Raw genomic sequence first — 13,231 nt, 5'->3', positions numbered from 1 at the left:
GGGTCAGTCCTTCACGAACAGCTGGCGCGGCACGTTGCACAGGGTCTCGACCCCGGTCTCGGTGATGAGGATGCTTTCGGTGATCTCCAGGCCCCAGTCGTCCATCCACAGCCCCGGCATGAAGTGGAAGGTCATGCCCGGTTGCAGCACGCTGGTGTCGCTCGGGCGCAGGCTCATGGTGCGCTCGCCCCAATCTGGCGGGTAACTGATACCGATCGGGTAACCACAGCGGCTGTCCTTGTGTATGCCGAACTTCTCCAGCACACGGAAGAACGCCCTGGCGATGTCACCGGTGGTATTGCCTGGCCGCGCGGCATCGAGGCCGGCCGCGATACCTTCGACCACCGCCTTTTCGCCATCGAGAAAGTGTTGCGGCGGCTTGCCCAGGTACACGGTACGCGACAGCGGGCAGTGGTAGCGCTTGTAGCAGCCGGCAATCTCGAAGAACGTGCCGGCGCCGCGGGTGAACGGTGAATCGTCCCAGGTCAGGTGCGGCGCGCTGGCATCAGCGCCAGTCGGCAACAACGGCACGATGGCCGGGTAGTCGCCACCGTGGCCATCGACACCGAGGATGCCGCTGCGGTAGATCTCGGCCACCAGCTCGTTCTTGCGCATGCCGGGCTCGATGCGTTCGAGGATGCACCCGTGCATCTGTTCGACGATGCGCGCGGCGATACGCATGTATTCGATTTCCTGCGGCGACTTGACCGCCCGCTGCCAGTTGACCAGCCCGGCGGCATCGCTGAAGCGCGCCTGCGGCAAGTGCTTGCACAGCGCCTGGTAGGCCGCCGCGCTGAAGTAGTAGTTGTCCATCTCCACGCCGATGCTCAGGCCGCCCCAGCCCTTGGCCAGAATCACCTCCTGGCACAGGTAGTCCATCGGGTGGCGCTCGCGTGACTGCACATAGATATCCGGGTAGCCGACGATGTTGTCGTGCTGCATGAACACCGTGCGCCTTGCGCCATTGGCGTCCTGGCCGCGGCCAAACCAGATCGGCTCGCCATCGAGCGCCAGCAGCACGCACTGGTGCACGTAGAACGACCAGCCGTCATAGCCGGTGAGCCAGGCCATGTTCGATGGATCGGTAACCAGCAAAAGCTCCAGGCCCTGTGCCTGCATGGCAGCGCGGGTCTTGGCCAGGCGCTGGGCGTACTCCTGCCGGCTGAACGGCAGGTTGACCACTGTCTGTGACATACGGATGCCCTTCTTGTGAGTGGGTTGTGAAAACTGTCAGCTGTGAAACGCCAGGCCTTTGTTGGCGGCGATTGCGCGTTCGAAGGCAAGGTTGGCGATGGCGGTGTCCTGGGCCCCGGTGCCGGTCAGGTCGCACAGGGTGACCTCTTCGGCCTGCACACGGCCCGGGTGCAGGCCGGCGATGATCTGGCCCAGCTCGGAATGAACGGCCTGTTCGCTGACCACGCCAGCGCGCAAGGCGTGGTGCAGTTCGCCCAGCACGCGGGTCTGGCTCAGGCGGTCGGCCACATAACGGTCGAGCCGGGCCAGGGCCATGGGCGCGATCTCGTTCTTGTGCTCGGCATCCGAGCCCATGGCAGTGATGTGCAGCCCCGGTTGCAGGTGATGCGGCTGGATCAGCGGCTCGCGGCTGGGGGTGCAGGTGATGGCGATATCGACCGCCTGCATGGCCTGGTCGACACTGTCGCAGGCCTGTACCTGCAGTTGCCCATCGCGCCCCAGGTCATCACATAACGCTGCGGTTCTCTGCGCATCGCGCCCCCACACCTTGACCTGCTCGATCGGCCGCACCAGGCGCAGTGCCTGCAGCTGCAGGCGTGCCTGTTCGCCACTGCCGATCAAGGCCACGCTGCGGCTGTCCTGCCGCGACAGCCAGCGGGCAGCCACCGCACCGGCTGCAGCGGTGCGCACGGCGGTGAGGTAGCCATTGTCGAGGAGCAAGGCATCGAGCAGGCCAGTGCGGGCCGACAGCAGCATCATCATGCCGTTGAGGCTGGGCAGGCCAAGCTTGGGGTTGTCGAAAAAGCCTGGGCTGACCTTGATCGCGAAACGCTCCAGACCAGGAAGGTAGGCGGTTTTCACGTCCACCTCGCCGTTGTGCTCGGGCACATCCAGGCGCAGGATCGGCGGCATCGCCACATTGGCCGTGGCAAGCAGGGCAAAGGCCTGCTCGATGGCATCGATCGCGTCGCGGTCGAGGGTAATGCAGCTACGCAGGTCGGCTTCGCTGAGCAAGGTGATGGCCGGCATTCGAATACCTCCAGTGAAGGAACGTGAATTTCAGGCGTCGCCGCCATTGATGACGCGCTGATGCTGTGCGCTGTCGACGTTGCGCCCGCTGACCACCACCACCACCGGGCCGCGGGCCGTCACCAAGCCGTCGAGCAGCGCGGCGATGCCGACTGCACCGGCACCTTCGAGTACCAACCGTTCGTGCTGGTAGGCGTGGCGCATGCCATTGGCGATCGACGCTTCCGGCAGCAGGTGGAGTTGGTCGAGCAGACGCTGGGTCATGTTCAGGGTGTGCTGGTTGCCCAGGCCGATGCCGCCGCCGAGCGAGTCAGCGAGTGTCGGCAGCTCCTCAACCTCGACCGGCCTGCCGGCCTGCAGGCTGGCGTACATCGCCGCGCCGCGCTGCATGCTGATGCCATGGGTGGTGATCGCCGGCTTGATGCTTTTCATGGCCAACGCCACACCTGCGAACAGGCCACCACCGGAGAGCGGAATCAGCACCTGCTCCACCTCGGGCAACTGCTCGATGATTTCCAGGCCCAACGTGCCCTGGCCGGCGATGACCTGAGGGTGATCGAAAGGTGGGATCAGGGTTGCGCCCTGTTGATCGGCATGTTGTTGCGCGGCCTGCTGGGCATCGTCCTGGGAGTGGCCGACGATGCACACTTCGGCGCCCAGATCGCGGATGGCCTGGACTTTGTTGGCTGGCACCAGTTGCGAAAGAAACACGGTTGCCTTCACGCCCAGTTGCGCAGCAGCGTGGGCCACCGCCCGGCCGTGATTGCCGGTGGAGGCCGTAACCACGCCGCAAGCGCGTTGTTCAGCGCTGAGTGCGGCGATGGCATTGCTGGCCCCGCGCAGCTTGAAGCTGCCGGTAGTCTGCAGGGCCTCGAGCTTCAGGTAGACCGGCGTGCCCAGGCGCCGTGACAGGCTGGGGGAAAGTTCCAGCGGCGTGCTGCGCACCAGGCCGTGGATACGCTGGCGGGCGAGGTAGAGATCGTGAAGCGAGAGCGCTGACATGACCGGGACCCAACAAGTGAGCTGATGTTGGGCGGAGTGTATGAGGCGAAAATTGTCGTGCTGAATGTACTAGGGCAATTTGCCGGGGAATTTGTTTTTGCCTGTACCGGCCTCTTCGCGGGTAAACCCGCTCCCACAGGTTCCGTGCGGGGTTCAGGAAATGCGCGATTCCTGTGGGAGCGGGTTTACCCGCGAAGAGGCCGGTACAGGCCGCTCAAAGCTCGTGGATCTGCGGATACTGCCCGAACAACTCCCGCATATCGCCAAAGGCCTGGCGCAACTTTGCCTCGGAACACTCGGCGCCCACGCACAAGCGCACGGCCCGTGGCCGCGGTGTACCGCGCACCAGGAACGGCTCCGGCGGCGTCACCGCAATCTGCCGGCGGCGCAAGGCACGCACCAGGCTGTCCACTTCCCAGCGCTCGGGAATGTTCAGCCAGGCACCCAAGGCATGGGCGTGCTGACCACGCACATACTCCCCCAGGTACTCACGCAACAACGCCTGACGCTCGCCCAGCAAGGTGCGCTGCAGCGCCACCAGTTGCGCCGCGCGCCCGTCGTTGATCCAGCGCGATGCAATCTCCGCCACCAGGGGCGTGGCCATCCAGCTGTTGACCCGCAAGATGCTCTCGGTGCGCAGCGCCAGCCGCTTGGGCATGGCCAGATAGCCCACGCGCAGGCCGGTAAGCACCGATTTGGTCATGCTGGTGCAGTAGAACGACAGCTCCGGCGCATAGGAACTGAGCGGCCTGGCATGGCTGCCACCCAGTAGCGGGCCGTAAACGTCATCTTCGATGATATGCACGCCAAAGCGCCGGGCAATTTCGGCAATCTCCTGGCGCCGGCTGTCGGGCATCAGGCTGACGGTCGGGTTGTTGAGGTTGGGTGTGCACACCAGCGCGGTCACCCGCTCGTTGCTGCAGATGTCCTCGAAATGTTCCGGGTTGATGCCCTCGCGGTCCATCTCCAGGCCCTTGAGGGTGAAACCGAGCACCTGTGAATTGCCGATCACGCCATGGTCGGTCAACCCCTCGCACAGCACCACATCATCCGGCCCGGCCAGCGAGGCCAGGGCCAGGAAGATGGCGTGGGCGGCGCCGTTGGTTACCAGCACATCGTCACGCTCGACCTGCATGCCCAGGCCGGCAAGCCAGCGCACCGCGGCCTCGCGGTGGCTCTCGAAACCGGCGATGGGCCGGTAGGCATGGATCCACGGCTGCTCCTCTTCCACGGCCAGCTCGGCGCAAGTGTCGCGCCAGATGCGCTCATGCACCTGGGTGTGCAGGATGCGGGTGATGGAGAAGTCGACCAGGGTACGCTCGGGCAGGTCGATGATGTCATCCGACACACGGTCGCTCATGCGCCGGCTGACGAAACTGCCACGGCCGATCTCGCAACGTACCAGGCCTTGGCGCTCGAGTTCCTTGTAGGCATTGGTCACGGTCTGCACGCTGATGCCCAGGGCATCGGCTACCTGTCGCTGCGGTGGCAGGCGCTGGTCATGTACCAATACGCCGCGCTCGATCTCGCCGGTGACGGCCTGGACCAGGATCTTGTATTTGGACTCGCCGATGCGGGCCGCGTCCAGGGCTGCCTTCCAACTGTTCATCATGAGGTTCGCTTCGCTTGCCGGGGCCAGGGTCACAGCATCCCCCGTACAAGTGCTTCGGGCAATTGTCCTAGTGCAATGCCATCGCCGTTTCAGCTTTTGTATGCTCGCCCCAAGGTCGAACTCCCGCTGCCTGGCAGCCTCGAACAAAAGACCGACCTGCTATCGCTGTTTTGCTCCACTGCCTCCTAACACAGAGCCGTCGACGACGGTTTTTATAACAAACAGGAGCTTCATTGATGAGCCAGCCTTTCAACGTTCCACGCCCCTTCCAGCGCCTGCTGATGGCCTGTGCCGCCGTCGGTGTGCTCGCCAGCGCCCAGGCCGCCAGCCTGGACGAGATCAAGGAAACCAGCCGCATCCGCATCGGCTACGCCAACGAAACCCCGTTCGCCTTCACCGAAACCGATGGCCGTGTAACCGGTGAGTCACCGGAAATCGCCAAGATCATCTTCGAGAAAATGGGCATCAAGCAGGTCGATGGCGTGCTCACCGAGTGGGGTTCGTTGATCCCGGGCTTGCGCGCCGGGCGCTTCGATGTGATTGCAGCAGGCATGTACATCACCCCCGCACGCTGCAAGCAGGTGATCTTCACCGACCCGCAGTACGCCCTGCCCGACACCCTGCTGGTGGCACAGGGCAATCCGAAGAACCTGCACAGCTACGCCGACATCGCCAGGAGCCCGGACGTGAAGCTGGCGATCATGGCCGGCACGGTCAACCTCGCCTATGCCCGCGACTCCGGCATCACCGATGCGCAGATCCTTCAGGTGCCGGACACCACCGCCCAGTTGCAGGCCGTGCGTGCCGGCCGCGCCGATGCTGCCGTGGGCACCCAGCTGACCATGAAGGGCCTGGCGAAAAAGGGTGGCGACAAGGTCGAGGCGATCAGCGACTTCACGGATGACCCGGCCCACACCGGCTACGGTGCCCTGGCCTTCCGCCCCGAGGACAAAGCCCTGCGCGACGCGGTCAACGCCGAGATGAAGAAGTGGCTGGGCAGCGAGGAGCATCTGAAGACCGTCGCGCCGTTCGGCTTCGACCGCAGCAACGTGACTGACAAGACCGCCGCCGAGCTCTGTGCCCAGCAGTGAATCGAGGTGGCATGGCGCTTGCCGTGCCATTCCCTGTGTAATCCGATTATTCAGGTCGAACCATGGGTGAATTGATACCGTTGTTACTGCAAGGCGCCTGGATCACCATCCAGGTGACCTTCTTCGGCTCGCTGCTGGCCATCGTCGCCGCGATCCTCGCCGCCCTCGGCCGGCGTTCGTCATGGCGGCCATTGAGCTGGCTGTGCGTGGCCTACATCGAGCTGTTCCGTGGAACCTCGCTGCTGGTGCAGTTGTTCTGGCTGTTCTTCGTATTGCCGCTGCCACCGTTCAACGTCGAACTCAGCGCCTACACCGTGGCCATCGTCGGCCTCGGGCTGCACATCGGTGCCTACGGTGCCGAAGTGATGCGCGGGGCGATCAGCTCGGTGGCCAAGGGGCAGTACGAAGCCTGCACCGCGCTGAACATGCCCGCCACCACCCGCTTCCGGCGGATCATCCTGCCGCAGGCATTGCTGGCGGCCATCGCACCTGGCACCAACCTGCTGATCGAACTGCTGAAGAACACCTCGCTGGTGTCGCTGATCACCCTGTCGGACCTTAGCTTCCGCGCCCGTCAGCTGGACCAGGCGACCTTCCAGACCCTGGAAATCTTCAGCCTCACCCTGCTGCTCTACTTCGTCCTGGCGCAGGTCATCAACTTCCTCATGCGTCGGGTCGAACGGCGCCTGAGCCGTGGTCGCCTGCGGGGGAGCCTGTCATGAATTTCTGGGACTGGAACTACGTCGCGCAAATCCTCCCCGACTTGCTGCAGGCGTCGCTGAAAACCCTGGGCATCACCTTGGTTGGCTTCCTGATCGCAGTGGTGCTGGGCCTGTTCCTGGCCATTGCCCGACGCAGCCGCCAGGCCTGGCTGTCGTGGCCGGTGGCATTGCTGATCGAGTTCATCCGCAGTACGCCGCTGCTGATCCAAGTGTATTTCCTCTACTACGTGCTGCCCAACTACGGGGTGAACATGACGGCCATGCAGGCCGGCATCATCGGTATCGGCGTGCACTACGCCTGTTACCTGGCCGAGGTTTACCGCGGCGGCCTCGACTCGGTGGCGCGCAGCCAGTGGGAAGCGGTGGTCGCCCTCAACTTCGCGCCGTGGACCGCCTACCGGGCAGTCATCCTGCCCCAGGCGATTCGCCCGATCCTGCCGCCGTTGGGCAACTACCTGATCGCCATGCTCAAGGACACCCCGGTGCTGTCGGCCATCACCGTGGTGGAAATCATGCAGCAGGCCAAGAACGTCGGCTCCGAAAGCTTCCGCTACCTCGAGCCGATCACCCTGGTCGGTCTGTTCTTCCTGGCCTTGAGCGTCGCTCTGGCCTACCTCGTTCGGCGCCTTGAAGTGCGCCTGGAGCTCCGCTGATGATCGCCCCTGTGACCCACTTCGCCACTGCCACCGCCACCCAGCCGCTGGACACCCACATGCCCACACCGGCCATTGCCCAACCGATCGTCAGCTTCAAGGACGTGACCAAACGCTACGGCAGCTTCACCGTGCTCGACGGCCTCAACCTCGATGTCGCCCCCGGCGAAAAGGTGGCGATCATCGGCCCCAGCGGCTCGGGCAAATCGACGTTGCTGCGGGTACTGATGACGCTTGAAGGCATTGACCAGGGCATGATCGAAGTCGATGGCGAATCGCTCACCCACATGCCCGGGCGCAACGGCCAGCAGCTCATCGCCAACGAGCGCCATGTACGCAAAGTGCGCGCGAAGATCGGCATGGTGTTCCAGAGTTTCAACCTGTTCCCGCACATGAGTGCCTTGCAGAACGTGATCGAAGCCCCGGTCCAGGTACTGGGCGTGAAGCCCTCCGAGGCGCGCGAACGGGCTGCGGAGCTGCTGGAGATGGTTGGCCTGGGCAACAAGTTCGAGCATTACCCGTCGCAATTGTCCGGAGGTCAGCAACAACGCGTGGCGATTGCCCGGGCGCTGGCGATGCGACCCAAGGTGATGCTGTTCGACGAAGTGACCTCGGCGCTGGACCCGGAACTGTGTGGCGAGGTGCTGAACGTGATCCGCCGGTTGGGCAGCGAACACAACCTGACCATGCTGATGGTGACGCATCAGATGGGCTTTGCCAGGGAGTTCGCGGATCGGGTGTGCTTCTTCTACAAGGGGCAGATCCACGAACAGGGGACGCCGGCGCAGATCTTCGAAAACCCGCAACAGGAGCGGACCCGGGCGTTCCTCAGTGCAGTGCGGGAGGCGAACTGACCGGCGATCGTCGCGTCAGTACTCGCGCCGCTTGCGAAACGCCCAGCGCCCCACCAGCACGGTGAAGGTCGCCACCAGGGCCACCAGCACCCAGAAACCATGGGGGTTTTCCGCCAGCGGCACACCCCCGACATTCATGCCGAAGAAACCGGCGATGATGTTGATGGGCAGCGCCAGCACGGTCACCACGGTCAGGGTGAACAGGGTGCGGTTGGTCTGTTCGTTGAGCTTGGCGGCGATTTCTTCCTGCAACAGCTTGATCCGCTCACCGAGGGCGGTGAGGTCGCTGATCACCAGGGTGAACTCTTCTGTGGCCGCGCGCAGCTGGCGTATGTCCTGTTCCTGCAGCCAGTCGGGCGGCCGGTTGAGCAGGCGCAGCAGCGCCCCCGGCTCCAGCGCCAGCAGGCGCTGCAAGCGCACCAGCACCCGGCGCATGCTGCCCAGTTCGGCGCGGTTGTCGCTCAGGCGCTGGGACAGCAACTGGTCTTCGATGCGGTCGACGCTGGTGGTGGTTTCACGCACGATCTGGGTCAGCACATCGCCCTGGTCGCGCAACAGATGGACCAGCAACTCGATGGACGAATGAAAGCGCTCGCCATGCTTGACCGACGAGCGCAGCTTGTCCACCGAATGCAGCGGCTGCAACCGCGCGCTTACCAGCAACTGGCTGCTGGCGCAGGCCCACAGCGTGGAGATGTCCGAGGACACCAGGCCGAAGTTGAACACCACATCGTTGACCACCGCCAGCAGCGTCGAGTCGGCGTGTTCGATACGGGTCGAGCGCGAACCTTCGCGCAGGGTTTCGAAGAAGGCTTCGGGCAACTGCAGGTGGGTACGCAACCAGCGTTCGCAGGCAGCGTGGGCCAGGTTCAGGTGCACCCAGAGAAACTCGCCAGGTTCCAGCGGCTGGCCGAGCGTGCGCAACAACTGCGCCGAATCGATTTCGCGCCCCGGCTGGCCAGGGCGGAAGGCGAAGGCGTAGAGCAGGCCGAACAGGTCGTGGTCCTGTGGCAGATGCAGCGCGGGATGGCCCATTCGAACTCGCAATGAGGCACGGGGAGATGGCAGAAAGGTTGCTGAATATTCGTTGCAGTCAGATGACAGCTGGATAGCTGAAAGCCCTTTGGGCTGCGCTGTCGCGTAGAGAGCCGAATTCGCAAGCGGTCCGCATACCCTGTGGGAGCGGCTTTAGCCGCGAAGAATCCAACGCGGTGCATGGCACCGGCTGCGCCGGTGTTCGCGGCTAAAGCCGCTCCCACAGGGTCCCTGCTAATTCAATGAGTTATGTGCAGCCTTATGAGAGCGGGCACACCCGCTCCCACAGGATGCGCAGTGCGAAACCTGAGAAAGCGCCTCCATCACTTCACAAATTCCTGAACTGATTATTTGCCCGCAGCGATTTTTCCCCTCGCCAACCGCCACCAGAATCGCTTCACCACAATCACAAGAACCGTGAGGCCACTCCCGTGGACCAGACACTCCAGGTACGGCAAGCCGCCGCCGACCTCGTTGCGGCGTTCGCCAGCAACGACACCGCTCGCTATTTCGCCTGCTTCAGCGAAGACGCCACCTTCCTTTTCCACACCCTGCCGCAACCGCTGCTGTCGCGCCATGCCTACGAGCAACTCTGGGCCCAATGGCAGGCCGACGGGTTTGCCGTGCTCGCCTGCGAATCGGGCAATGCCCAGGTGAGCCTGCAAGGTGACATGGCGATCTTCATGCATGATGTGGCCACGCACATCCGCATCGCCGGCGAAGAACACCAGTTGAGCGAGCGCGAAACCATTGTCTTCCGCCGCCACGGCGAACGGTGGCTGGCCTGCCACGAGCACCTGTCGGTCGTATCGCCGGCCTGATCCCCTTTACGCGGCCCTGCCGCCCTGCCATCGCACCCACAAGAAGGCCCGCGCACTGCGCCGGCCCACAACAACCGCGCTGGAGCATCACCATGAGCCACTCGACCGGTATCGAGACCAACGGCGTCGAACAGATCCCCGACGATCAACGCGACGCCTCCCCGCTGGACCTGTTCCGCCTGATCTTCGGCGGCGCCAATACCTTCGCCACGGCCGTGCTGGGCAGCTTCCCGGTGCTGTTCGGGCTGTCGTTCCAGGCCGGCGTGTGGGCGATCCTGCTCGGCGTCGGCGTAGGCGCGCTGATCCTCGCGCCCATGGGCCTGTTCGGCGCGCTCAACGGCACCAACAACGCGGTGTCGTCGGGTGCGCACTTTGGCGTGCACGGGCGCATCGTCGGTTCGTTCCTGTCGCTGCTCACCGCGGTGGCATTCTTTTCGCTGTCGGTGTGGAGCTCGGGCGACGCCCTGGTCGGCGGTGCCAAGCGCCTGGCCGGCCTGCCGGAAACCGACCTGACCCTGGGCCTGGCCTACGGCCTGTTCGCGGTGCTGGTGCTGGTGGTGTGTATCTTTGGCTTCCGCTTCATGCTGTGGGTCAACAAAATCGCCGTGTGGGCCTCGAGCCTGCTGTTCCTGCTGGGCATCGTTGCCTTTGCCGGGCCGTTCGACGCCGGTTATGCGGGTAGCGTAAACCTCGGCCAGGCGGGCTTCTGGGCGGCATTCGTCGGTGCGGCGATCCTGGCCATGAGCAACCCGGTGTCGTTCGGTGCGTTCCTCGGCGACTGGTCACGCTACATCCCGCGTGAAACCCCAAAGGCTCGCATCATGCTGGCAGTGATCGCGGCCCAGGGCGCGACACTGATCCCGTTCCTGTTCGGCCTGTGCACCGCCACCCTGGTGGCCACCCAGGCGCCGGACTACATCGCCGCCAACAACTACGTCGGTGGCCTGCTGGCGGTGGCGCCAAGCTGGTTCTTCCTGCCGGTGTGCCTGATTGCGGTGATCGGCGGCATGTCGACCGGCACCACCGCGCTGTACGGTACTGGCCTGGACATGTCCAGCGTGTTCCCACGCCTGCTCAGCCGTGCCGGCGCCACCCTGCTGATTGGCGTGCTGGCTATCGGTTTCATCTTCATCGGCCGCTTCACCTTCAACCTGGTGCAGAGCGTGTCGACCTTCGCTGTGCTGATCATCACCTGCACCAGCCCGTGGATGGTGATCATGATCCTCGGCCTGATCACCCGCCGCGGCTTCTACCATGCCGACGACCTGCAGGTGTTCACCCGCGGCCAGCGTGGCGGCCACTACTGGTTCCTGCATGGCTGGAACTGGCGCGGCATGGGGGCGTGGATCCCCAGCGCGGCGGTGGGCCTGTGCTTCGTCAACCTGCCAGGACAGTTCGTCGGCCCACTGGGCGACCTGGCCGGCGGCATCGACCTGAGCCTGCCGGTCACCCTGGGGCTGGCCGGTGTGCTGTACCTGCTGCTGCTCAACCTGTTCCCCGAACCTGCCGGCGTGTATGGCCCCCAGGGCCCGCGTTGGGTGCGTTGCAAAAGCACCGCGCACTCGCCGGTAACCACCGCCGAAACGGCCTGACTGGAAACCGACCATGACCACTTCCCACTACATCGCCGGCCGCTGGGTCGAAGGCCAGGGCAGCGACTGCATCAGCGTCAATGACCCGGCCTTTGGGCAACCGTTTGCCGAACTGAAGGCCGCCAGCGTCGCCCAGGTAGACCAGGCAGTGACCGCTGCCCGTGGCGCCCTACCCGCCTGGAAAAACACCAGCGCCAGCGAACGCGCCGCCTACCTGCGCGGCTTTGCCGAACAACTCGGGCAGCGCCGTGAAGCATTGATCACCTTGCAGATGCGCAACAACGGCAAGCCACGTCACGAGGCGGAAATCGACCTGGACGACGCCATCGCCACCTTCGGCTACTACGCCGAACTGGCCGAGCAACTGCCATCGAAGAACCGCGATGTGCCGCTGGCTGCGCCGGGTTTCAGCGCTCGCACCCGCCTGGAACCAGTGGGCGTGGTCGGCCTGATCGTACCGTGGAATTTCCCGCTAGTGACCAGCGCCTGGAAGCTCGCCCCGGCCCTGGCCGCTGGTTGCACCGTGGTGCTCAAGCCATCGGAAGTCACCCCGCTGATCGAACAGGCCTATGGCCAGATCGCCGATGCCCTGGAGCTGCCGGCCGGGGTGTTGAACATCGTCAACGGCAAGGCCGAAACCGGCGCTGCACTGAGCAACCACAATGGCCTGGACAAGCTGTCGTTCACCGGCAGCAATAGTGTCGGCAGCCAGGTAATGCGCAGCGCTTCGGCGCAGTGCCGGCCGGTGACGCTGGAGCTGGGCGGCAAGTCGGCGATCGTGGTGTTCGATGATTGCGACGTGGGCCAGGCAGTGGAATGGATCGTCGCCGGCATCACCTGGAACGCCGGGCAGATGTGCTCGGCCACTTCGCGGCTGCTGGTGCAGGACGGCATTGCCGATGCATTGCTGCCGCGTTTGCAGGCCGCACTGGAGCAGCTACGGGTCGGTAATCCATTGACCGAAGAGGTCGACATGGGGCCGCTGACCAGCCAGGCGCAGTGGCTGAAGGTGGCCGGCTACTTTGCCACGGCGCGGGAAGAAGGCCTGCAGTGCCTGGCCGGTGGCAAGGCGCTGGACCGTGATGGCTGGTTCGTCAGCCCGACGCTGTATGCCGATGTGCCGAAAGACAGCCGCCTGTGGACCGAGGAAATCTTTGGCCCGGTGCTGTGCGCGCGTCGCTTTGCGACCGAGGAACAGGCGATTGCCGAGGCCAACGATAGCCGCTTCGGGCTGGTGGCTACGGTGTGCTCCGCCGATCTGGAGCGCGCCGAGCGGGTGGCCGATGCGCTGGAGGTTGGCCATGTGTGGATCAACTCGGTGCAGGCGGTGTTCGTCGAGACCTCGTGGGGTGGCACCAAGGGTAGCGGGATCGGGCGTGAGCTGGGGCCTTGGGGGTTGTCGGCCTACCAGTCGGTCAAGCATGTGACGCGCTGTCTGGGTTGAGATTTCCGGGGCCGCTTTGCGGCCCTTTCGCCGGCAAGCCATATGCCATCCCTGTGGGAGCTGGCTTGCCGGCGATCGAGGGCGAAGCCCTCGCCTTGCCCCCCTCAGATGTAAGACTTTTCCCAACCTGAAACCAAATGCTTCAGCTGGAAGTAGCTTGGGAATTATCCTACCCGCGCCGC

General features: G+C 64.5%; 12 protein-coding genes. 7 read left to right on the top strand and 5 right to left on the bottom strand.

The window, feature by feature from the left end; all coding sequences use genetic code 11:
• Nucleotides 1–3: 3 nt before the first annotated feature.
• The 4 genes from doeA to NY023_RS03680 form a co-directional block, all read right to left on the bottom strand.
• Complete coding sequence (gene doeA / locus NY023_RS03695; protein WP_013970849.1) at nucleotides 4–1,194, bottom strand: ectoine hydrolase DoeA; 1,191 nt, start codon at nucleotides 1,192–1,194, stop codon at nucleotides 4–6.
• A gap of 36 nt (nucleotides 1,195–1,230) precedes the next feature.
• Entirely contained in the window at nucleotides 1,231–2,223 is a 993-nt protein-coding gene (gene eutC / locus NY023_RS03690; protein ID WP_013970848.1) for an ectoine utilization protein EutC, read from the bottom strand.
• 30 nt (nucleotides 2,224–2,253) lie between these two features.
• Nucleotides 2,254–3,225 (bottom strand): hydroxyectoine utilization dehydratase EutB, encoded by a 972-nt coding sequence (eutB, locus tag NY023_RS03685; RefSeq protein WP_013970847.1) that lies wholly within the window; start codon nucleotides 3,223–3,225, stop codon nucleotides 2,254–2,256.
• A gap of 214 nt (nucleotides 3,226–3,439) precedes the next feature.
• The gene (locus NY023_RS03680; protein ID WP_031324447.1) at nucleotides 3,440–4,834 is read right to left on the bottom strand and encodes a PLP-dependent aminotransferase family protein; all 1,395 of its coding nucleotides are present in this window, start codon (nucleotides 4,832–4,834) and stop codon (nucleotides 3,440–3,442) included.
• A gap of 239 nt (nucleotides 4,835–5,073) precedes the next feature.
• Here NY023_RS03680 and ehuB point away from each other — a divergent pair, with 239 nt between their 5' ends.
• From ehuB to ehuA, 4 genes are all read left to right on the top strand, one after another.
• A complete protein-coding gene (ehuB, locus tag NY023_RS03675; RefSeq protein WP_013970845.1) occupies nucleotides 5,074–5,928 on the top strand; it encodes an ectoine/hydroxyectoine ABC transporter substrate-binding protein EhuB in 855 nt (284 codons plus the stop codon).
• 62 nt (nucleotides 5,929–5,990) lie between these two features.
• A complete protein-coding gene (gene ehuC, locus NY023_RS03670) occupies nucleotides 5,991–6,650 on the top strand; it encodes an ectoine/hydroxyectoine ABC transporter permease subunit EhuC (RefSeq protein WP_013970844.1) in 660 nt (219 codons plus the stop codon).
• On the top strand, nucleotides 6,647–7,303 hold the full coding sequence (ehuD, locus tag NY023_RS03665; protein ID WP_003256382.1) for an ectoine/hydroxyectoine ABC transporter permease subunit EhuD: 657 nt from the start codon (nucleotides 6,647–6,649) through the stop codon (nucleotides 7,301–7,303). Before ehuC ends, ehuD begins: the two co-directional genes overlap by 4 nt.
• 59 nt (nucleotides 7,304–7,362) lie before the next feature.
• Nucleotides 7,363–8,157 (top strand): ectoine/hydroxyectoine ABC transporter ATP-binding protein EhuA, encoded by a 795-nt coding sequence (ehuA, locus tag NY023_RS03660; protein WP_164842880.1) that lies wholly within the window; start codon nucleotides 7,363–7,365, stop codon nucleotides 8,155–8,157.
• 15 nt (nucleotides 8,158–8,172) lie between these two features.
• On the opposite strand, the gene NY023_RS03655 is transcribed toward ehuA, so the two are convergent.
• Complete coding sequence (locus NY023_RS03655; RefSeq protein ID WP_013970842.1) at nucleotides 8,173–9,192, bottom strand: transporter; 1,020 nt, start codon at nucleotides 9,190–9,192, stop codon at nucleotides 8,173–8,175.
• Nucleotides 9,193–9,623: 431 nt separating this feature from the next.
• Between NY023_RS03655 and NY023_RS03650 the strand changes: the two genes are divergently transcribed.
• The 3 genes from NY023_RS03650 (at nucleotide 9,624) to NY023_RS03640 (ending at nucleotide 13,049) form a co-directional block, all read left to right on the top strand.
• Complete coding sequence (locus NY023_RS03650; protein WP_013970841.1) at nucleotides 9,624–10,013, top strand: YybH family protein; 390 nt, start codon at nucleotides 9,624–9,626, stop codon at nucleotides 10,011–10,013.
• 92 nt (nucleotides 10,014–10,105) lie between these two features.
• On the top strand, nucleotides 10,106–11,605 hold the full coding sequence (locus NY023_RS03645; protein ID WP_013970840.1) for a purine-cytosine permease family protein: 1,500 nt from the start codon (nucleotides 10,106–10,108) through the stop codon (nucleotides 11,603–11,605).
• Between the two features lie 13 nt (nucleotides 11,606–11,618).
• Nucleotides 11,619–13,049 carry an aldehyde dehydrogenase family protein gene (locus NY023_RS03640; protein WP_013970839.1) on the top strand — a complete coding sequence of 477 codons (1,431 nt, stop codon included), beginning with the start codon at nucleotides 11,619–11,621 and terminating at the stop codon, nucleotides 13,047–13,049.
• The last annotated feature ends 182 nt before the right edge of the window (nucleotides 13,050–13,231 follow it).

Origin of the sequence: Pseudomonas sp. NBB, assembly GCF_032701105.1 — a bacterium.
Taxonomy (GTDB): domain Bacteria; phylum Pseudomonadota; class Gammaproteobacteria; order Pseudomonadales; family Pseudomonadaceae; genus Aquipseudomonas; species Aquipseudomonas asiatica.
This window is presented reverse-complemented; position numbering and strand designations above follow the sequence as displayed.

What these genes read in the sequence shown, in the direction of transcription:
- doeA (WP_013970849.1), bottom strand. Translation starts at nt 1,194, where the DNA reads ATGTCACAGACAGTGGTCAACCTGCCGTTCAGCCGGCAGGAGTACGCC.
- eutC (WP_013970848.1), bottom strand. Translation starts at nt 2,223, where the DNA reads ATGCCGGCCATCACCTTGCTCAGCGAAGCCGACCTGCGTAGCTGCATT.
- eutB (WP_013970847.1), bottom strand. Translation starts at nt 3,225, where the DNA reads ATGTCAGCGCTCTCGCTTCACGATCTCTACCTCGCCCGCCAGCGTATC.
- NY023_RS03680 (WP_031324447.1), bottom strand. Translation starts at nt 4,834, where the DNA reads ATGAACAGTTGGAAGGCAGCCCTGGACGCGGCCCGCATCGGCGAGTCC.
- ehuB (WP_013970845.1), top strand. Translation starts at nt 5,074, where the DNA reads ATGAGCCAGCCTTTCAACGTTCCACGCCCCTTCCAGCGCCTGCTGATG.
- ehuC (WP_013970844.1), top strand. Translation starts at nt 5,991, where the DNA reads ATGGGTGAATTGATACCGTTGTTACTGCAAGGCGCCTGGATCACCATC.
- ehuD (WP_003256382.1), top strand. Translation starts at nt 6,647, where the DNA reads ATGAATTTCTGGGACTGGAACTACGTCGCGCAAATCCTCCCCGACTTG.
- ehuA (WP_164842880.1), top strand. Translation starts at nt 7,363, where the DNA reads ATGCCCACACCGGCCATTGCCCAACCGATCGTCAGCTTCAAGGACGTG.
- NY023_RS03655 (WP_013970842.1), bottom strand. Translation starts at nt 9,192, where the DNA reads ATGGGCCATCCCGCGCTGCATCTGCCACAGGACCACGACCTGTTCGGC.
- NY023_RS03645 (WP_013970840.1), top strand. Translation starts at nt 10,106, where the DNA reads ATGAGCCACTCGACCGGTATCGAGACCAACGGCGTCGAACAGATCCCC.
- NY023_RS03640 (WP_013970839.1), top strand. Translation starts at nt 11,619, where the DNA reads ATGACCACTTCCCACTACATCGCCGGCCGCTGGGTCGAAGGCCAGGGC.